This is a genomic window from Rhizobium sp. AQ_MP, from assembly GCF_014237835.1.
Classification (GTDB): Bacteria; Pseudomonadota; Alphaproteobacteria; order Rhizobiales; family Rhizobiaceae; genus Allorhizobium.
Genome location: NZ_JACJVI010000011.1, coordinates 129,517 through 149,309, shown reverse-complemented (window position 1 = coordinate 149,309; position 19,793 = coordinate 129,517). Strand labels below are relative to the sequence as shown.

The 19,793-nt window shown below is 62.0% G+C and carries 22 protein-coding genes; 18 read left to right on the top strand and 4 right to left on the bottom strand.

Annotated features, from left to right (window positions below; translation table 11 throughout):
- On the bottom strand, positions 1–609 hold a 609-nt coding region (locus H6M51_RS16910), incomplete at its 3' end, for an AzlC family ABC transporter permease (RefSeq protein WP_246780548.1).
- A gap of 69 nt (positions 610–678) precedes the next feature.
- Positions 679–1,542, bottom strand: a complete 864-nt coding sequence (locus tag H6M51_RS16905) for an AraC family transcriptional regulator (protein ID WP_185810990.1) — start codon at positions 1,540–1,542, stop codon at positions 679–681.
- An 84-nt stretch (positions 1,543–1,626) separates the two neighbouring features.
- Here H6M51_RS16905 and alr point away from each other — a divergent pair, with 84 nt between their 5' ends.
- From alr to H6M51_RS16855, 10 genes are all read left to right on the top strand, one after another.
- On the top strand, positions 1,627–2,793 hold the full coding sequence (alr, locus tag H6M51_RS16900; RefSeq protein ID WP_185810989.1) for an alanine racemase: 1,167 nt from the start codon (positions 1,627–1,629) through the stop codon (positions 2,791–2,793).
- 72 nt (positions 2,794–2,865) lie between these two features.
- Positions 2,866–3,120 (top strand): type II toxin-antitoxin system ParD family antitoxin, encoded by a 255-nt coding sequence (locus tag H6M51_RS16895; protein ID WP_185810988.1) that lies wholly within the window; start codon positions 2,866–2,868, stop codon positions 3,118–3,120.
- Positions 3,104–3,418, top strand: coding sequence for a type II toxin-antitoxin system RelE/ParE family toxin (locus tag H6M51_RS16890; protein WP_185810987.1), 315 nt, complete (start codon positions 3,104–3,106; stop codon positions 3,416–3,418). The genes H6M51_RS16895 and H6M51_RS16890 overlap by 17 nt, the downstream gene beginning before the upstream one ends.
- A 3-nt stretch (positions 3,419–3,421) precedes the next feature.
- The gene (gene radA, locus H6M51_RS16885) at positions 3,422–4,825 is read left to right on the top strand and encodes a DNA repair protein RadA (RefSeq protein ID WP_185810986.1); all 1,404 of its coding nucleotides are present in this window, start codon (positions 3,422–3,424) and stop codon (positions 4,823–4,825) included.
- Between the two features lie 86 nt (positions 4,826–4,911).
- Positions 4,912–5,523, top strand: a complete 612-nt coding sequence (locus tag H6M51_RS16880) for a CvpA family protein (RefSeq protein ID WP_185810985.1) — start codon at positions 4,912–4,914, stop codon at positions 5,521–5,523.
- 125 nt (positions 5,524–5,648) lie between these two features.
- Positions 5,649–7,139 (top strand): amidophosphoribosyltransferase, encoded by a 1,491-nt coding sequence (gene purF / locus H6M51_RS16875; RefSeq protein WP_185810984.1) that lies wholly within the window; start codon positions 5,649–5,651, stop codon positions 7,137–7,139.
- 121 nt (positions 7,140–7,260) lie between these two features.
- Entirely contained in the window at positions 7,261–8,001 is a 741-nt protein-coding gene (locus tag H6M51_RS16870; RefSeq protein WP_185810983.1) for an SDR family NAD(P)-dependent oxidoreductase, read from the top strand.
- A 62-nt stretch (positions 8,002–8,063) separates the two neighbouring features.
- Positions 8,064–8,291: a DUF2188 domain-containing protein gene (locus tag H6M51_RS16865; protein ID WP_185810982.1), complete on the top strand. Its 228-nt coding sequence runs from the start codon at positions 8,064–8,066 to the stop codon at positions 8,289–8,291.
- Between the two features lie 11 nt (positions 8,292–8,302).
- The gene (locus tag H6M51_RS16860; protein ID WP_185810981.1) at positions 8,303–8,920 is read left to right on the top strand and encodes a hypothetical protein; all 618 of its coding nucleotides are present in this window, start codon (positions 8,303–8,305) and stop codon (positions 8,918–8,920) included.
- A 69-nt stretch (positions 8,921–8,989) separates the two neighbouring features.
- Positions 8,990–9,868 carry a DMT family transporter gene (locus H6M51_RS16855; protein ID WP_185810980.1) on the top strand — a complete coding sequence of 293 codons (879 nt, stop codon included), beginning with the start codon at positions 8,990–8,992 and terminating at the stop codon, positions 9,866–9,868.
- Here H6M51_RS16855 and H6M51_RS16850 read toward each other — a convergent pair whose 3' ends face one another.
- Positions 9,869–11,107, bottom strand: coding sequence for a diguanylate cyclase (locus H6M51_RS16850; RefSeq protein WP_185810979.1), 1,239 nt, complete (start codon positions 11,105–11,107; stop codon positions 9,869–9,871).
- Positions 11,108–11,418: 311 nt separating this feature from the next.
- On the opposite strand from H6M51_RS16850, the gene cysS reads away from it, so the two are divergent.
- The 8 genes from cysS (at position 11,419) to rarD (ending at position 19,089) form a co-directional block, all read left to right on the top strand.
- Positions 11,419–12,903: a cysteine--tRNA ligase gene (cysS, locus tag H6M51_RS16845; protein ID WP_185810978.1), complete on the top strand. Its 1,485-nt coding sequence runs from the start codon at positions 11,419–11,421 to the stop codon at positions 12,901–12,903.
- Between the two features lie 277 nt (positions 12,904–13,180).
- Positions 13,181–13,549, top strand: coding sequence for an endonuclease domain-containing protein (locus tag H6M51_RS16840; RefSeq protein ID WP_185810977.1), 369 nt, complete (start codon positions 13,181–13,183; stop codon positions 13,547–13,549).
- 217 nt (positions 13,550–13,766) lie between these two features.
- Positions 13,767–14,249 (top strand): GFA family protein, encoded by a 483-nt coding sequence (locus tag H6M51_RS16835; RefSeq protein WP_185810976.1) that lies wholly within the window; start codon positions 13,767–13,769, stop codon positions 14,247–14,249.
- Positions 14,250–14,375: 126 nt separating this feature from the next.
- Positions 14,376–14,843, top strand: a complete 468-nt coding sequence (locus tag H6M51_RS16830) for a GFA family protein (RefSeq protein ID WP_185810975.1) — start codon at positions 14,376–14,378, stop codon at positions 14,841–14,843.
- Positions 14,840–15,328: a GFA family protein gene (locus H6M51_RS16825; RefSeq protein WP_185810974.1), complete on the top strand. Its 489-nt coding sequence runs from the start codon at positions 14,840–14,842 to the stop codon at positions 15,326–15,328. The genes H6M51_RS16830 and H6M51_RS16825 overlap by 4 nt, the downstream gene beginning before the upstream one ends.
- A gap of 1 nt (position 15,329) precedes the next feature.
- Complete coding sequence (gene pip / locus H6M51_RS16820; RefSeq protein WP_185810973.1) at positions 15,330–16,289, top strand: prolyl aminopeptidase; 960 nt, start codon at positions 15,330–15,332, stop codon at positions 16,287–16,289.
- A gap of 169 nt (positions 16,290–16,458) precedes the next feature.
- Positions 16,459–18,075 carry a citramalate synthase gene (cimA, locus tag H6M51_RS16815; RefSeq protein WP_185810972.1) on the top strand — a complete coding sequence of 539 codons (1,617 nt, stop codon included), beginning with the start codon at positions 16,459–16,461 and terminating at the stop codon, positions 18,073–18,075.
- A gap of 117 nt (positions 18,076–18,192) precedes the next feature.
- Positions 18,193–19,089, top strand: a complete 897-nt coding sequence (gene rarD, locus H6M51_RS16810) for an EamA family transporter RarD (protein ID WP_185810971.1) — start codon at positions 18,193–18,195, stop codon at positions 19,087–19,089.
- 6 nt (positions 19,090–19,095) lie between these two features.
- On the opposite strand, the gene H6M51_RS16805 is transcribed toward rarD, so the two are convergent.
- Positions 19,096–19,716, bottom strand: a complete 621-nt coding sequence (locus H6M51_RS16805) for a TIGR00730 family Rossman fold protein (protein ID WP_185810970.1) — start codon at positions 19,714–19,716, stop codon at positions 19,096–19,098.
- Positions 19,717–19,793: the final 77 nt, after the last annotated feature.

Sequence of the window (19,793 nt, the reverse complement as noted above, 5' to 3'; positions counted from 1 at the left end):
ACCGCAACCCGCCGCTACCGCCCCGAATACAGCAACCCAAAACCGCCGGAGCGAACTCAAAACTGGATAAAACTTGGGGGCAAGGTCAACGAAGACCGCCGGAAAGACGAAGTCCATCGCAATCACGGCGGGATCACCGACGAGGCCTCCGAGCAAGGCGCCGATCAGCCCCGACAGCACCCAGGCGGCATAGAAGGGCAAGGCCGCGCCGAAGAACCAGGCCGGACTGAGGCGATGATCCCGGGCGTGGAATTCGGCAACGGCCCAGATTTCATCGGCCAGGAAGAGCATCGAGGAAGCCTTCTGCCGGAACGAAAAGGCTCCCATGTGGCGCGAGATGGAAGCGCCCATCAGCACATGCCTGACATTGACGAGCAGGGCGGCCATGCCAAGTGCTGCTATGCTGGCGGGATGGCTCCAGAGGTCCATCGCGACAAACTGCGAGCCGCCGGCAAAGACCAGCGCGCTCATCAGCATGGCTTCGAGCGCAGATAGCCCCTTGGTGGCGGCGACAGCGCCGAATACGAGGCCGATCGGCACGACGGCGACGGTCAGCGGAAGGATGGATCGGAACCCCTGGCGGAATTCGAGGTGTGAGGAGGATGGCATGCGTGTTTCCATGAGATCTTGTCTCGCCGGGATAAGGCCGCCCACCTGAGACGTCTTGAAGGAAAGTGATCAGCCCGCACGAAAGATTGCAGGGGTGAGACCCGTACGGGCCTTGAACTGCCGGGTCATATGCGCCTGGTCGGCAAAGCCGCAGGCGACAGCGGTATCCGACGGCGTGGCGCCGGTGCGAAGCAGATGCCGGGCATGGCGGATGCGCATGTCGGTCTGGAAGGCATGCGGGGTGATGAAATACTGCTTGCGGAAGGCGCGGATCATGTGCGCGCGACTGAGCCCCGCGATCTTCGCCAGTGTCTCGAGCCCGATCTCCTCGTCGAAGTGAGAGGCGAGATAGTCGCGCACCCGGCGCATGGCGAGCGGTTCGTTGTGATCAGGCGCGCGGATGATCTCGCTGCCGTGGCGCGCGAACATGGTGGCGAGCACGCAATACATGCTCTCCTCGCCCTCCAGCGCAGCCGCGTGGCCGCTTTCGATACGCCGATGAGCAAGATTGAAGGCACGGGCGAGCTCCGGATCGGTCAGCAACTGGCGGCCAAAGCTTGGCGTGCCGTTGAAGGCGCGACCCGTCACGTCCTCTATGACGTCGGTCAGCAGGCCCAGCTCGGGATAGATCATCCGGTAGCGATAGCCCTCCGGCGCACCGGGCTGGCCGTCATGGATTTCGCCGGGATTGATCAGGTAGAGCGCGCCGGGACCGGTGTGTTCGCGCGTGCCGCGGATACTCGCCACCTGACAGCCGACCTCGATCGCGCCGATGGAAAACGTGTCGTGCGAATGCGGCGAGAATTCATGGGTGATGAAGGAGGCCGTCAGGCATTCCATGTCGCGGAAACGGGCATCCCGCCAGAAGCGGGTCTGCTCCTGCCGCGAGACCGGATTGGCTTCAGCCGCCTCTTGCTGCGAAACACTGTGCATAGCAGCATAATATCGGGCCGCCGCATTTTCGTCTTGAAGAAAAGTGCTAGGGTCGCCGGACAGATCAACCGACCCGAAGCCTTCATGACAGACCGTTTCACCATCCTCGATGCGCCGGAGGAGTTTCTTTCGGCACCGCTGCGCCTCACTGTCGATCTCTCGGCGATCGCCGACAACTGGCGGGAGATGGCTCGGCGATCGACCAAGGCGCGGGCGGCAGCCGTCGTCAAGGCGGATGCCTATGGACTCGGAATCGAGGATGTCGGCCAGGTGCTCTACCGCGCCGGTGCCCGTGACTTCTTCGTCGCCGTGCCATCGGAAGGCGCAACGCTTCGCCCCTATGCACCGGAAGCCCGAATCTTCGTGCTCTCAGGTATCTGGCCGGATCAGGAAGAAATCTTCTTCGAGAATGACCTGGTGCCGGTGATCGCATCCGAAGAACAGCTCGCCTTCTGGATGGCGGTGCTGACTGAGCGTGGCCCCTACCCCTGTGCCCTGCATGTCGACACCGGCTTCAACAGGCTTGGCCTGCCGATGGCGGAGGCAATCGCGCTCACCGATGACGTCTCACGACCGGCAAGCCTCGATCCGGTGCTGGTCATGAGCCACCTTGCCTGTGGCGATGATCCATCCTCGCCGATGAACCGCCAGCAACTCGAGAAATTTCGAGAGGTTAGCGCGGCTTTCGAAGGTGTTGATTCCAGTCTATCGGCATCCGCCGGCATCTTCCTCGGGTCCGATTACCACTTCGATCTGACCCGCCCGGGTATCGCGCTTTACGGTGGCGAGGCCGTCAACGGCGCGAAAAACCCGATGCAGCCGGTGGTCAAGGCCGAGGCGCGCATCCTGCAGATCCGCGAGGCCAAGGCCGGCGAAAGCGTCTCTTACGGCGCAACCCATCTGCTTTCACGAGACAGCCGCCTTGCGGTCGCAAGCGTCGGTTACGCCGACGGCTATCTGCGCAATCTCTCCGGCTCCGGCATTGCATTGCGCGGCACGGGAATTGCCGGTGCTCAGGGCGTGATCGCGGGTCGACGCGTGCCGGTCGTCGGGCGGGTCACCATGGATCTCACCATCTTCGACATCACCGATCTCCCCGAGAACGCCGTGCGCAGTGGCGACTACATCGAGCTCCTCGGCCCCTCCATGCCGCTCGACGACGTGGCCCGCGCGGCCGGGACGATCGGCTATGAGATGCTCACCGGGCTCGGTCTGCGCTACGAGCGGATCTATCTTGAAGGGGAGGAGTGAGGTCTGGCGCGGGCGGATTTGTTCTGCTATTGTTCCAGCCTTCTCGGTCTAGTTCAGGATGGAGTCCAGACGATGCAGCGCATTCAATTGAGCGCCAGAGACGCGGAGTTCGTGGCAGAGAAACTAAGCTCCGGCCTCTATGAGACAGTCGATGCGGTGGTTGCTGCCGGTCTGGAACTGCTGCGTGAACGGGACGATGCCGAACTTCGTCAGTTTATTCAGGAGGGGCTTGATGATGTCGAGGCCGGTCGAGTTCACACCTACGAGAACGCGGAGGATCTGCTTGCAGACATCAAACGGGGTCTGATCGATGCCCACCAGCCGTAAGGTGAAGTGGACCACCGCCGCCAGAAACGATCTACGTTCGATCTATTCCTACATAGCCCAATTCGATCCTGCCTTCGCGGATGCATTCGTCATCGGACTCTACCAACGGATCGAAGCATTGGCACGACTCGGTCTTACCGGGACAAAGACGGACCATTTGCGTGACGACATTCGTGCCTTCACGTTCAAGGAGCGCCGGTTCTTCATTCGTGTCTGCGATGAGACTATCACAGTCCTTCGTGTGAAGCACGGCCGCCAAAACATCTCCCTCGACGATTTCCCCGAAAGCGACCCATAATTCATGGCCAAAGCCAAGACTCAGTTCGTCTGCCAAAACTGCGGCACCGTTCACACCCGCTGGGCGGGAAAATGTGATGGCTGCGGCGAGTGGAACACCATCGTCGAGGAAGATCCGATGGGCGGGATCGGGTCGGGTCCCGGCAAGGCGCCGAAGAAAGGCCGGCCCGTCACGCTCACCTCGCTCTCCGGCGAGATCGAGGAGGCGCCGCGCATTCCGACCGGCATGGGCGAACTCGACAGGGCGACCGGCGGCGGCTTCGTGCGTGGTTCGGCGGTGTTGATCGGCGGCGATCCCGGCATCGGCAAGTCGACGCTTCTGATGCAGGCGGCGGCCGCGCTTTCCCGGCGCGGACATCGGGTCATCTACGTCTCCGGTGAAGAGGCCGTGGCGCAGGTTCGGCTTCGGGCGCAGCGTCTCGGAGCCGCCGATACCGACGTGCTGCTGGCGGCCGAGACCAATGTCGAGGACATCCTGGCGACTCTGGCCGAAGGCAAACGGCCGGACCTCGTGATCATCGATTCGATCCAGACGCTGTGGAGCGATACCGCCGACAGCGCGCCGGGGACCGTCACCCAGGTGCGCACGGGCGTGCAGGCGATGATCCGCTTTGCCAAGCAGACCGGTGCAACCATGGTGCTTGTCGGGCATGTGACCAAGGAAGGCCAGATCGCTGGTCCGCGCGTCGTCGAGCACATGGTGGACGCCGTTCTCTATTTCGAAGGCGATCGTGGCCATCACTACCGCATCCTGCGCACGGTCAAGAACCGCTTCGGGCCGACCGACGAGATCGGCGTCTTCGAAATGTCGGACAAGGGGCTGCGGGAGGTCGCCAATCCCTCCGAGCTCTTCCTTGGCGAACGCAACGAAAAGGCGCCCGGCGCCGCCGTCTTTGCCGGCATGGAGGGCACCAGGCCCGTTCTGGTCGAGGTCCAGGCTCTGGTGGCCGCCACGTCGCTCGGCACGCCCCGCCGTGCCGTCGTCGGCTGGGATTCGTCCCGGCTTGCCATGATTTTGGCGGTATTGGAGGCGCATTGCGGGGTCAGGCTCGGGCAACATGACGTCTATCTGAACGTTGCCGGCGGCTACCGGATCAGCGAACCGGCAGCCGACATGGCGATTGCTTCGGCACTGGTTTCGTCGCTGGCCGGTCTTGCCCTTCCGGCCGATTGCGTCTATTTCGGCGAAGTCAGTCTTTCGGGGGCTGTGAGGCCGGTGGCCCACACGGCCCAGAGGCTGAAAGAGGCGGAAAAGCTCGGTTTCTCCGCTGCGGTCTTGCCGGCTGCCTCGCCGGACCTTCCAAAGGGTTCGAAGGGCAAATGGAGGGAAGTGGACAGCCTTCCCGATCTTGTGGCGCGCATCGCCGGTTCCCGGCTGAAGGCCCGCACGGATCAGGAGGATGGTTGATCCGATGCGACGTCTCTCGAGGCGTTCGGGCGGATCCGCGGTGACATCAATGCCGGTCTTTTCCGGCAGCCTTGGAGTTGGAATTTATGCCCATCACAATCTTTGACGGTATCGTCATCGGCGTCGTCCTCTTCTCCGCGGTGCTGGCGATGGTGCGCGGCTTCTCGCGTGAAGTGCTGTCCATCGCGAGCTGGGCAGGTTCGGTCGTTGCCGCATATTATCTCTACCCGGTCCTCGTGCCTTATCTGCTGAATTACACGAGCGATGCCCGGATCGCCATGGCAGGTTCGGCCGGCATCATCTTCCTGATCGCGCTGATCGTGATCTCCTTTATCACCTCGCGTATTGCCGACTTCATTATCGACAGCCGCATCGGCGCGCTCGATCGCACGCTCGGCTTCCTCTTTGGCGCAGCACGCGGCCTCTTGCTGCTCGTCGTCGCCGTCGCCTTCTGGAACTGGCTGATCAACGAGCCGCAGCGTCCGGACTGGGTGAACAACTCGAAATCCAAGCCGTTCCTGGATGCGCTCGTTCTGAAGCTGGAGGCCGTGCTACCGCAGGACATCGAGCCGCAGATCCGTGAGCGTATCCTGGGTCGTGAGGCGAACGAAGCCGGCACGTCCGGTGAGACGGCCCCGGCCGAACAGGCCCCTGCCGACCAGGCTCCGGCCGCCGTGACGCCTGCACCGAGCAACTGATCGTCTCGCGGCCGACGGTCGCGCGACTTGAGACTAGACAGACGCCGCCGGATCGGGACAGACCGGCGGCTTACCTGTTCAAAGCGCAGCATCCCGCGTCTGTCCCCGGAGCAAAGGCCCTCGCCATGAAGCAGATCAGCCCTTCTTACGTCGTCTATGGCAGCCAGGACGACAAGTTCCATGAAGAGTGCGGCGTGTTCGGCATACTCGGCCACCCGGACGCGGCCACGCTGACGGCGCTTGGCCTGCATGCGCTCCAGCATCGCGGTCAGGAAGCAGCCGGTATCGTCTCCTTCGACGGCCGGCAGTTCTACACCGAAAAGCATATGGGCCTCGTTGGCGACCACTATACGAACCCGGCAACACTGGCGAAGCTGCCGGGCCCTCAGGCCATCGGCCACACCCGCTACTCGACCACGGGCGAAGTGGCGCTGCGCAACGTTCAACCGCTGTTTGCCGAACTGGAAGAGGGTGGCATCGCAATTGCCCACAATGGCAACTTCACCAACGGGCTGACGCTGCGCCGCCAAATCATCGCGACCGGCGCGATCTGCCAGTCGACCTCGGATACCGAAGTCGTTCTTCACCTGATCGCCCGCTCGCGCCATTCCTCGACCACCGACCGCTTCATCGATGCCATCCGGCAGATGGAAGGCGGCTATGCGATGATCGCGCTCACGCGCACCAAGCTGATTGCCGCGCGTGATCCGATCGGCATTCGCCCGCTGGTCATGGGCGAACTCGACGGTAAGCCGATCTTCTGCTCGGAAACCTGCGCGCTTGACATCATCGGCGCGAAGTTCGTCCGAGACGTCAAGAACGGAGAAGTCGTGATCTGCGAAACGCAGGCAGACGGCTCGATCTCGATCGAGTCCCGCATGCCCGCCCGGCCACAGCCCGAACGCGTCTGCATGTTCGAGTATGTCTACTTCGCCCGTCCAGATTCCGTGGTTGCCGGCCGCAACGTCTACACGACCCGCAAGAATGCCGGCATGAACCTCGCCAAGGAATCGCCTGTTGAGGCCGATGTCGTGGTTCCGGTCCCGGATGGCGGCACGCCGGCGGCACTCGGCTATGCGCAGCAGAGCGGCATTCCCTTCGAATACGGCATCATCCGCAACCATTATGTCGGCCGCACCTTCATCGAGCCGACCCAGCAGATCCGTGCCTTCGGCGTCAAGCTCAAGCATTCGGCCAACCGGGCGATGATCGAGGGCAAGCGCGTCGTGCTGGTCGATGATTCCATCGTCCGCGGCACGACCTCGCTGAAGATCGTGCAGATGATCCGCGATGCCGGTGCCAAGGAAGTGCATATCCGCGTCGCCTCACCGATGATCTTCCATCCCGACTTCTATGGCATCGACACGCCGGACCGCGACAAGCTGCTCGCCAACCAGTATGCCGACGAAGCGGCGATGGCGAAGTATATCGGCGCCGACTCGCTCGCCTTCCTGTCGATCGACGGGCTCTACATGGCCGTCGGCGGCAAGCCGCGTGATCCGCAAAACCCGGAATTCACCGATCACTACTTCACCGGCGACTATCCGACGCGCCTTGTCGACAAGGAAAGCGAGAAGCCCGGCCGCAAGGAAAGCATGCTCGCCGCCAACGGCTGAGCTCGCGAGCAGGTCCAGCAAAAGTGCGGCAGCGATTTTGCGTCCGGACTGCGCTAAAACAAGGAGATAGAGCACGTAATCCGGCTTAAGCCGGACATGCTCTAGGGATATAGGACAGACCATGACCATCGACCTCAAGGGACGGCTCGCGCTCGTCACGGGTGCCTCGCGCGGCATCGGCTATTTCACCGCGATCGAACTCGCCAAGGCCGGCGCGCATGTGATCGCCTGCGCCCGCACGGTGGGCGGACTGGAAGAGCTCGACGACGCTATCAAGGCGGTCGGTGGCTCAGCCACGCTCGTGCCATTCGACCTCGCGGATATGGCGGCGATCGACCAGCTCGGCGGCCATATATTCGAGCGCTGGGGCAAGCTCGATATTGCTGTCTTGAATGCCGGCGTTCTGGGCGTGATCGCCCCCATCGGCCATGTCGAGGCGAAGGTGTTCGACAAGGTCATGACGATCAACGTGACGGCAACATGGCGGCTGATCCGCTCGCTCGAACCGCTGCTGATCAAGTCAGACCAGGGCCGCGCGCTGATCCTGTCCTCGGGTGCCGCGCACAAGTGCCGGCCGTTCTGGGGCCCCTACTCCGCGTCCAAGGCCGCAGTCGAAGCGCTTGCCCGCACCTGGGCTGCCGAAACGCAGCGCCTGCCGCTGCGCGTCTTGTCCGTCGATCCGGGTGCCACCCGCACCGCCATGCGCGCCCAGGCCATGCCGGGCGAAGATCCCGCGACCCTGCCGCATCCCTCCGAAGTCGCTGCCAAGCTTCTGGCGCTTGTCGGCCCGGACCAGACGGAAACCGGCAAGCTCTACCAGGTGCGCGAAGACAGGATGGTCGACTACCGGATGCCGGAATAAGCACCACTGGCGACATTAACGCGCTTCGACTATATTCAAGTGTGTTGGAGCGAGTGAAAACCATGGCAAAGTCGAAAGCACAGCATGTGGTGCCGCGATCGGGCAAATGGGGCGTTCTGAGCGCCGGTGCGACCCGTGCAAGCAGCCTTCATACGACACAAGGCGAAGCTATCGCAGCCGCGCGCGAAATCGCCCGATCCCACCAGACCGAACTTTACATCCATGGGAAAGACGGTCGCATTCGCGAACGCAGCAGCTTCGGAAACGATCCCGTTCCACCCAAGGGCTGACGGGCGGGGCTATGTTCGAACGCTCGGTATTCATCAATTGCCCGTTCGATGACGATTTTTCCCCCCTTCTCCAGGCAATCGCTTTCTGTGTGACCTTTCTCGGATTTATGCCTCGCCTTGCACCGCAGAATGGTGACAATGCACTGAATCGACTGAACCGAATTGACGAAATCATACGCACGTCGAGATTTGGTATCCATGATCTCAGTCGGAACAAAGCGAAGGCTAAAGGCGAATTTGCGCGGATGAATATGCCGTTCGAGCTTGGCATCGACTACGGATGCAAGACGTTCGGTACGGCGCCGCTCACCAGCAAGTGCATCCTTGTTCTGGAGGAACGGCGCTACGACTATCAGAAGTGTCTGTCCGATATTGCCGGCTGGGACATTGAGGCGCATGGCGGGGACTACCAGTTGGCAATTCGCAAAGTCCGCGGATGGCTGGTGCGACAGGCGGCGGCGCCTGCAAAAGGCGCCAGTCTCATCGAGAGCAAATACGCCGTTTTCCAGCAGTGGTATTGGGCCCGGGAACTCGCTGCAGGCGCTTCTGACGACGATATCCGGCAATACCCCACCGTGGACGTGGTAGATGCGATGCAGCAGTGGATGGATCTCGGCCAACCAGACTGAGTGCTTTATACCGAGCCAAACGAGGCGTATTAGGGCAAATCCGCTCGCCACTGAAATCGATTGCATCCCATGTCCCCCAGAGATTTCGCCGCTTACGCCTATCTGTCTCTGGCGTGGGGGCTATCATTCCTCCTGCTTCTGCACGTGGTCGCGGCCTTCGGCTGGATCGGTGCGGTGACCTTCCGCTGCTTCATTGCCGGCGGCCTTCTCTATGTGATCGCGAGGCTGATGCGGCGAAGGCTGGATTTTTCGGCCGGATGGCTGCCCTTCACGATTGTCGGCGCCACGACGGTGGCGGGGCAACTGGTGGGGCTTTCCTATGCGACGCCGCTGATCGGAACGGCCATGGCCGCGATCCTGGTCGCCTCGATCCCTCTGTTCTCCATGGTCATCGCCCAGCTCTGGGGTCTGGAGCGGATCACGCCGGCCCGGGTGTTCGGCCTGGGTCTCGGCACCCTTGGCATCATCATGCTGGTCGGCTTCCCGGCTGTCCCGGTCACGGCGGCGTTTCTGATCGGCTGCGCAGCCATGATCGGCTCGACCTTTTCGGCGGCCTTCGGTAGCAATTATGCCAGCCGCCATCTTTCCAGCACCGGCCCCTGGGAGGTCACGATTGGCTCCTTCATTGCCGGCGGGATCCTGACACTGCCACTTCTTTGGTTCGTACCGGTCCCCGGAACGCCCGTTGCCCTGGACTATCTCTATCTCGTCGCGCTTGCGGCCCTGATGAGCGCGCTGACCTATGTGCTTTATTTCGGCCTGGTCAAAAGCATCGGTGCGACGGCTGCGATCAGCGTCGAATTCGTCGTGACCGTTGTCGCGGTTCTGGTTGGAGCCTTCGTGCTGGATGAGCCGCTAACGGTGATGCAGCTGTTTGGTGGCTTGATCATCATCATGGGCTGCGCCCTTGTTCTTGGTCTCGTCAGGCTGCCGCGCTCTGCCGCCTGATTACTTGCGGCGACGGCGCAGGCGAGAAATGGCACCGCGCCGATAGCCGTTGGCGTCGGCCAGCGTCGCGGCGGTTTCCTCCAGCAGGGCGGCGGCTTCATAAAGTCGCACGCAGTTGCGGCCCTCCGCCTTGGCCCGATAAAGGGCCGCATCGGCACCGGCAAGAAGCATATCGAGATCCGCGCCTTTGGCATTGGCGTCGCTAATGCCGATGCTGATCGTTATCTGCAGCGGAGAAGGAGCCGCAATGACCATGTCAGCCACGGCATGGCGCAGGTTCTCTGCAAGGACAACGGCTTTCTGCGCGCTGATGCGGGGCATGAGACAGGCAAACTCTTCACCACCCAATCTGGCGAAGTGCCAACCCTTGTGCATGCGCTGCTCCATGGCACGCGAAAAGGCGATGAGGACCTGGTCGCCGGCAGCATGACCATGGGTATCGTTGACCACCTTGAAGTGGTCGATGTCGATCAGAAGCAGGCTTGTTTCGTCTTCTCTCTGCAAGGCCGCCTTGGCTGCGGACACGAAGGTTCGACGATTGGGAACATTGGTCAGCGGATCCCGCTCGGAAGCAATGCGATAGCGCAGCTCGTCGCGCTCCTTCGCCAGCATCAGCAGCGCCACCAGCGAGAGCACGATCATCATGGAATTGGCGAGAACGATATAGGCAAACCATGGCGCAGTTGAGCCATCCGGCTCATAGGCAGGGCCCACGAACAACGAGAGCGGCGCCGGGGCCAGCCAGATCACGCCGCGAATGATGTTGGCAAAGGCTGCAATCGAGCGCGACGGCAAGGGTTCCCGCTGCGCCTTGCGCAGAATTTCAAAGGCGGTGAGAAAACAATAGCCGGCGACCAGGAGACCAAGGACGATGGTTCTTGCATCGATCGACTGGTGGAGGAGTGATGTCACCCAGACAATTGTCCAGGCGAAGAGGCCGACGGAGGCCTTGGCGATCGAGATTCGGCCTCCTTCGAAGGCCACCACCGCCTGCCAATAAAGGCCGACCGCCAGAACGCCCAGGCCGAGGCCCACACCAGACGAGAGGACCAGCGGCAGGCTGTTTCGGGCAGAATGCAGGAACATGGCGGAACAGGCAGCCAAGCCGGCGGCGGCCAGCAGCGGCAGGATTCGGCTGTCGGGATTGCGGACCCACATGTAAAGGGTCACCACCGTCGATATCAGCGTAATCAGCGCATGGACAATCATCACTGTGGGTAGATGCAGGGTTTGGGCCATGCCGAAGATCATCTCCGAGGGCTTAGGGATTGCCTCGCTAGATTTGGGGTAGTTATCTTGAAAAAGACTTAAGGTTGATGGCGACTATCCACAGCTTTTGCCACAGGGACGGTTCATTCCGGGACGCTGCAACCGCCCTTGACCAAATCCCCGCCTCGCGCCATAACAGCGCCCATGAAAACGAGCCTCTGCATCATTTGCGGGATCATTATTCGCTAGCGCATTCGCTGGCCTGGCCGTTTTCGTCTCCTGCATAGCCCCAGATGACAAACGACCCGGTCCAGCCGGGTCAATCATTTTGGGAGTTCCACATGGCCGGCGGCCTCAAGCTTTACAACACGCTCACACGCGAGAAGGTCGACTTTGAGCCGATCGATCCCGACAATGTGCGCATGTATGTCTGCGGCCCGACCGTCTATGACTTCGCCCATATCGGCAATGCGCGCCCCGTCATCGTCTTCGACGTGCTCTACCGGCTGCTCCGCCACACCTATGGCGCGGACAAGGTCACTTACGTTCGCAACATCACCGACGTCGACGATAAGATCAATGCACGGGCGCTGCGCGATTTCGGTAGCCAGATTGCCGACGGCTCGATGAGCCTCAACGACGCCATCCGCGCCGTGACCGGCAAGACGGAGAGCCAGTTCCATGAGGATGTGGCGTCCCTCGGCTGCCTGAAACCTACCGTCGAGCCACGCGCGACCGACAACATTGCCCAGATGATCACGATCATCCAGCGGCTGCTGGACATGGGCCATGCCTATGTCGCAACCGGCTCCGAAGGGCATGAAGTGCTGTTTTCCACCGCCTCGATGGCGGATTACGGCATGCTGTCGAAGCGCAAGCTCGAGGACCAGCAGGCCGGTGCCCGCGTCGCCGTCGAAAGCCACAAGATGAACCCGGCCGATTTCGTCCTGTGGAAGCAGTCGGCCGATACCGAGCCCGGCTGGCCGGCGCATTTCACCTTCGAAGGCAAGGCGCATGCGATCTTCGGCCGTCCCGGCTGGCATATCGAATGCTCTGCCATGTCGGACCGCTATCTCTGGGAAGAGATCAAGGATCGCCTTTCGCCGAAGGCCAAGGCGAAACCGCACCAGTTCGATATCCATGGCGGCGGGCTAGACCTGATCTTCCCGCACCACGAAAACGAGATCGCCCAGTCCTGCTGCGCCTTCGACAACGACCTGATGGCAACCGTGTGGATGCATAACGGCTTCCTGCAGGTCGAGGGCCGCAAGATGTCGAAGTCGGAGGGCAATTTCGTCACGATCAACGAGCTCTTGGCGACGGAGACATTCGGCGGGAGAAAGTGGCCCGGCGAAGTGCTGCGGCTTGCGATGCTGATGACGCATTATCGCGAGCCGATCGATTTTTCGGTGAAGCGGCTGGAGGAGGCGGAGCGTCTGCTGGCGAAATGGCCGGCAGGTGATGCTGGCGAGACAGCCCCGGATGCAGCCGTTCTGGAAGCCGTCTGCGACGACCTGAACACGGTCGCCGCCGTTCAGGCGGTCCATGCACTCGCCCAGGCGGCAAATGCGGATCCCTCGAAGCTGCCACTGTTCGTCGCCTCGGCGGCTCTGCTCGGCGTGGCTCCGAAGAAGGCGGAGGTCAGCGACGACCTCTCCGCCGCCGTCCAGGCGCTGGTCGACATGCGGCTCGAAATGCTCAAAGCCAAGAATTTCGCCGAAGCCGACAAGATCCGCGACGATCTGGCTGCCAAGGGCATCCAGCTCAGGGACGGCAAGGACAAGGAGACCGGCGAGCGGGTCACGACCTGGGAGGTCAAGCGGTAACATGGTTTCGGCTGCGTCGCGGTTTACCCCCCTCTGTCACTTCGTGACATCTCCCCCACAAGGGGGGAGAGTTGGGACGCATGCGCTGCGGCAATCAAACTCTGGGCCGTTTGACGTCATGGGCAACGACCGCGGGGTTCCGCTCTCCCCCCGTGTGGGGGAGATGTCCGGCAGGACAGAGGGGGGTACCAAACACACAACGCCAAACAGGCCCCTTGCCTTAACACCCAACCATCCGCAGTCTTCCCACCAGTCAATCCCGGTGATGGGAGCCGTCATGCCGCATGCACCCGTTCCACCACAACGGCGCGCCAATGCGAAGCGCATGCGCAAGGAGATGACAGATGCCGAGCGCAAGCTCTGGGGCTGCCTGCGCGCGCATCGGCTGATGGGTCTCAGCTTTCGCCGACAGGTGCCGATTGCCGGCTTCATCGTCGATTTCGCCTGCTCGGATCATAAGCTGATTGTGGAGGTGGACGGGTCTCAACATGGGAACGATGCTGACCTAACCTATGACTTGGCGAGGACGCGACGTCTGGAACAGGATGGCTGGACCGTGCTGCGCTTCTGGAACGACGATGTGCTGCGGGATATCGACAATGTCTGCCAGCATATCGTGATCGTTGCGGGCAAAGGGTGGGCGTGATGATTGCGGATACGGCTGCGTCGCGGTTTACCCCCCTCTGTCACTTCGTGACATCTCCCCCACAAGGGGAGAGAGTGGGGGCGCATGCGCTGTGCGATCCCATGGTGGACACAGGAGACAATGGTGCGAAGGTCGGCGGGGTGCCGCTCTCCCCCCGTGTGGGGGAGATGCCCGGCAGTGCAGAGGGGGGTAACGCCAAGCACAAGAGGTTCACCCCATGACCTCCCCCCTCACCCACACCGGCGGCTGCCAATGTGGCGCGGTCCGCTTTCGCATGGAAGGCCAACCGAAAGATGTTTCCGTCTGCCATTGCCGGATGTGCCAGAAGGCCTTCGGGGCCTATTACGCGCCGCTTGTTGCCGTCGGCGATGCCGAGGTCAGCTGGACACGCGGCGCGCCCAAGCGTTTTGCCTCGTCGAACTTCGTGAAACGCGGTTTCTGCGGCGATTGCGGCACGCCGCTCACCTATGAGGCACCGGACGGGCTGTCGCTGGCGGCGGGCGCTTTTGATGATCCGTCGCGGCTGCCGCCGACCATCCAGTTCGGGGTCGAATGCAAACTCGCCTTCGTCGACGCCATCCCTGCCCTGCCGGAGCGTGCCACGCTTGATGATCTCAAGGATGCGCCTTTCCTGCCGGAGGTCGTGTCCTACCAGCATCCGGACCGGGACACGGAGCAGTGGCCGGAGGCGAAGTCGTGACGCAGCCGAACCCGAATACGAAGATGCCGAAATGGCTGCTTTACGGGCTGATCGCCAAAGGCGTTCTGGTCGCTGCGGTGATCATCGGCGTCACCGTTTATGTGACGATGCAATGAGGACGTCGAGATGAGTGAAATCGAAAGCGGTGGCTGTCAGTGCGGTGCAGTCCGGTTCCAGGCGTCGAAGCTTGGGCGGCCGTCGATCTGCCATTGCCGCATGTGCCAGAAACATTTCGGCTCCTTCTTCGGCGCCTTCGTCACGGCCGATCAGGCGCATCTGACCTGGACGCGCGGGCAGCCGATGCTCTACCGCTCCTCGGCCAAGGTGAAGCGCGGCTTCTGCGCCAAATGCGGAACGCCGCTCTCCTATCACCACCCCAACGGTGTGGAACTGGCCATCGGCGCCTTCGACCATCCGGAACGTTTCGAGCCGCAGATCCAGGTGAACCATCACCAGCGCCTGCCCTGGATCGATCAGCTGTTCGAGAAACCGGTCTATACGAGCCCTGAATATGAAGCCTTCTTCGCCTCGATCGAAAGCTTCCAGCACCCCGATCACGATACGCCCGTATGGCCGCCGGAGGATGATCAATGACCCGTCAGGTGCATTCGGGCGGCTGCCAGTGCGGCGCGATCCGTTACAAGATCGCCGGTGAACTCGGCTATCCGCATATCTGCCACTGCCGCATGTGCCAGAAGGCCAGCGGCAACTTCTTCATGGCGCTGGCCGGCTCCCGGCAGGAGGATTTCCTGTTGATGCGCGGCGAGCCCAGCTGGTTCCAGTCGTCCGACCCTTGCGGGCGCGGCTTCTGCAAGGACTGCGGCACGCCGCTTTTCTTCCGCACCAAGGGCTCTCCTTACATCAGCGTGACGATCGGCAGCCTCGACAAGCCTGAAATGGCAGAGCCCATCTCGCAGGATGGCGTCGAAAGCCGCGTGCCCTATTTCGACAAACTCTTCGGACTGCCGGAAAAGCAGACCGACCGCTCGGATCTTCCGGCGGGCAATGCGGGGATCGCCGCCACCTCACGGCAGCATCCCGATCACGATACGGTGGCCTGGCCACCGAAAAGGACATGACATGACGAATGAATTGCGCGGCTTTTATCCCGAAATTGAACCCTTCGAGACCGGCATGCTCGATGTCGGCGAAGGTCACCAGATCTATTGGGAGCGTTTCGGCACCAAGGGTGCCAAGCCCGCCGTCTTCCTGCATGGCGGCCCGGGTGGCGCGACTAGCCCGTCGCATCGCCGTCTCTTCGATCCCGCGCTCTACGACGTGATCCTGTTCGACCAGCGCGGCTGCGGCAAGTCCACGCCGCATGCCTCGATCGAGGCCAACACAACCTGGCATCTTGTCGCCGATATCGAGCGGTTGCGTGAACTGATGGGTGTCGAGACATGGCTCGTCTTCGGTGGGTCCTGGGGCTCGACGCTGGCGCTCGCCTATGCCGAGACCCATCCGGAGCGCGTGTCCGAACTGGTCCTGCGCGGCATCTACACGCTGACCAAGGCCGAGCTCGATTGGTACTACCAGTTCGGCGTCTCCGAGATGTTCCCGGACAAGTGGGAGCGTTTTTGCGCACCAATCCCGGAGAACGAACGTCACGAGATGATGGCGGCCTATCGCCGCCGGCTGACCGGCACCGACCGCGAGGAACAGCTGCGCTGCGCGGTGGCCTGGAGCTCCTGGGAAGGCGAGACGATCACGCTTCTGCCGAACCCTGATTATTCGGACCATTTCTATGACCCGGACTTCGCATTGGCCTTTGCCCGCATCGAAAACCACTTCTTCGTCCATGCCGGCTGGCTGGAGGAAGGTCAGCTCTTGCGCGATGCCTACAAGCTTAAGGACATCCAGGGCGTGATCATCCACGGCCGCTATGACATGCCCTGCCCGGCGAAATATGCTTGGGCTTTGCACAAGGCCTGGCCGAAGGCGGATTTCCACCTGATCGAGGGGGCCGGTCACGCCTATCTCGAGCCTGGCATTCTCGACCAGCTGATCCGGGCGACGGATCGGTTTGCGGGGAAGAATTGAATATGAGCATTGCCCCTCACCCTACCCTCTCCCCGCAGGCGGGGAGAGGAAGTGACGGCGCCGTCCGGGCCTTCTCCCCGCTCGCGGGGAGAAGGTGCGGCAGCGCAGGCGCAACAAATTGCGCCGGGGATGAGGGGCTGAGATCACCAAGTTGCCTGAGGACAACAGCATGACACGCGAAAAGATCACCCTGTTCGACACGACGCTCCGCGACGGCCAGCAGACGCCGGGGATTGATTTTTCTGTCGAGGACAAGATCGCGATCGCCACCATGCTGGACGAGTTCGGCTTCGACTATGTCGAGGGCGGCTATCCAGGCGCGAACCCGACGGACACGACGTTCTTTTCCAAGAAGCGCACGAAACAGGCCGGCTTCGTCGCCTTCGGCATGACCAAACGTGCCGGTGTCTCCGCATCCAACGATCCGGGGCTGACCCAACTTCTGCAAGCCAAGGCGGACGCGATCTGCCTCGTGGCCAAGAGCTGGGATTATCACGTGAAGGTGGCGCTCGGCTGCACCAACGAGGAAAACCTCGAAAGCATCCGCGACAGCGTCAAGGCCGTCGTCCAATCGGGCAAGACGGCCATGGTCGATTGCGAGCACTTCTTCGACGGCTACAAGGCCAATCCGGATTATGCGATAGCCTGCGCGAAAGAGGCTTACGAGGCCGGGGCCCGCTGGGTGGTGCTCTGCGACACCAATGGCGGCACGCAGCCGCCGGAGATCCGCGAGATCGTCTCGGCCGTCATCGCCTCCGGTATCCCCGGGTCCTCGCTCGGCATCCACGCGCATAACGATACCGGCCAGGCGGTCGCCAATTCGCTCGCCGCCGTCGAGGCCGGCGTACGGCAGATCCAGGGCACGCTGAACGGGATTGGCGAACGCTGCGGCAATGCCGATCTCGTCACGATCATCCCGACTCTCTGTCTCAAGGAAACCTATGCGTCGCGCTTCGAGACCTCGATCGACCGGGAAAAGCTCGTCGGCCTCACCCGCCTGTCGCGCGCTTTCGATGAGTTGCTCAATCGCTCCCCGAACCACCAGAGCCCTTATGTCGGCGGTTCGGCCTTTGCCACCAAGGCCGGTATCCATGCCTCGGCGCTGCTCAAGGATCCGAAGACCTACGAGCATGTCGAGCCGGAAAGTGTCGGCAATTTCCGCAAGGTCATGGTCTCGGACCAGGGCGGCAAGGCCAACTTCCTCAACGAGTTGAAGCGCCGCGGCATCCGGGTCGCCAAGGACGATCCGAAGCTCGACACGCTGATCTCTGTCGTCAAGGAACGCGAAGCCTCGGGCTATGCCTATGAGGGCGCGGATGCGAGCTTCGAATTGCTCGCTCTCAAGACGCTCGGCACCGTGCCGGACTTCTTCGCGGTCGAGAGTTTCCGCGTCATGGTCGAACGGCGCTTCGACAGCCATGGCCGGCTGAAAACCGTTTCCGAAGCCGTGGTGAAGGTGCTTGTCGACGGTGAGACCGTGATGTCCGTCGCGGAAGGCGACGGCCCGGTCAACGCGCTCGACATTGCGCTGCGCAAGGACCTCGGCAAGTATCAAAGCGAAATCCTCGATCTCGAACTGGCCGATTATAAGGTCCGCATTCTCAATGGCGGTACGGAAGCCATCACCCGCGTTCTCATCGAGTCGACCGATGCGACCGGCGCTCGCTGGTGGACGGTCGGCGTCTCCGAGAATATCATAGACGCCTCGTTCCAGGCACTGATGGACAGTATCGTCTACAAGCTGATGAAGAACCGCGAACTGGCGGGGCAGATCGCAGCGGAGTGAATTCGGACGCGCCCAAACGATCGGTCTACCTGAACGATGCTTCACAGAAATGAATTGGCGCCTGCAAACCTGCAGGCGTAATTCCGTTTCCAAGCATAACAAAAGTCAGGAAACACCATGGCCGACGTCACCGCGCCCGCCGAGAACCGGGACAGCCTGAACGGCTTTCTCTTCGCGCTCTCGGCCTATCTGTTCTGGGGCATGCTGCCAATCTACATGAAGGCGTTGGCGCATATCTCGCCGGCGGAGGTCATCGCGCATCGCATCCTCTGGTCGGTGCCGGTGGCAGGCCTGCTGCTGCTCGTCATCCGGCAGACAGGCGACCTCAAGAAGGCAATCCGCAATCCCCGCATGCTCGGCATGGCCGCCGTGACGGCGACGCTGATCAGCATCAACTGGGGCATCTATGTCTGGGCGATCGGCGCGGGCCATGCCCTGGACACCGCCCTCGGCTATTTCATCAATCCGCTGTTCTCGATCCTGCTTGGCGCAGTGCTTCTCAAGGAAAAGCTGAAGCGCACGCAGATAGCAGCACTGGCGCTCGTCGTCGTCGCCGTCATCATCCTGACGGTCGAGGCGGGCCGCCTGCCCTTCGTCGCACTGGCGCTGACCTTTTCCTGGGGCTTTTACGCCTTCTTCCGAAAGACGCTGCCGATCGGGCCGAACCAGGGCTTCCTGCTGGAGGTGTTGCTCCTTTCGCCGATCGCGCTCGGTTACCTGATCTATCTGAACCTCAATGGCGGCGGGCATTTCCTGATGGGCAATGCGACAGACACGATCCTGCTTGCTTCGGCTGGCCTCGTCACGGCGATCCCGCTGATCCTCTACGCCAATGGCGCAAAGCTGCTGCGCCTGTCGACGATCGGGATCATGCAATACATCTCCCCGTCGATGATCTTCATCACCGCCGTCTTCGTGTTCCACGAGCCCTTCAGCATGGCGAAAGCCGTTGCCTTCCCGCTGATCTGGGCGGCGCTCGTCATCTACACGCTGCCGATGCTCCGGCAGCGCTGATCTCGCTCAAAGCTTTGAAATGGTCGCCGGGTCGCCTTCGGGCGCTCCGGTTTCGGACCAGCGCTGAAGAATCGCCGGCACGATATCCTCGATCCGGTCGATGACCAGCGGGCGCACCAGATGGGCGGTATGGATGAAGCCGGAGGCCGACATGTGGTCGATGAGCTCCAGCATCGGCTTCCAGAAGTCGTTGACGTTTGCAAAGACCATGGGCTTGGCGTGGCGGCCGAGCTGGCCCCAGGTCATGATCTCGACGATCTCCTCCAGCGTGCCAATACCGCCGGGTAAGGTGACGAAGGCATCCGAGCGTTCGAACATGGCATGCTTGCGCTCGTGCATGTCCTTGGTGATGATCAGTTCGTTGAGCTGGCCGAGCGAATGGCGGGTCGCTTCCATGTCGACCAGGAATTCGGGTATGATGCCAGTCACATGGCCGCCGGCCGAGAGCACGCCCGAGGCGACCGCTCCCATGATGCCCTTGGTGCCGCCGCCATAGACCAGGCGGAGATTGCTTTCTGCCAGAGCGCGGCCGAATTTGCGGCCGGCGTCCATGAAGGCGGGATCGCGTCCGGGCTGGGAGCCACAATAGACGCAGACGGATCGAATCGGAGTTTTCTGTTCGCTCATGCGAGGCAAAAAACAGGCTCGCCCGCTTCAGGTCAACAAAATTGGCTGAAAACCCTTGTCCGGCCGGGTGGATTGAT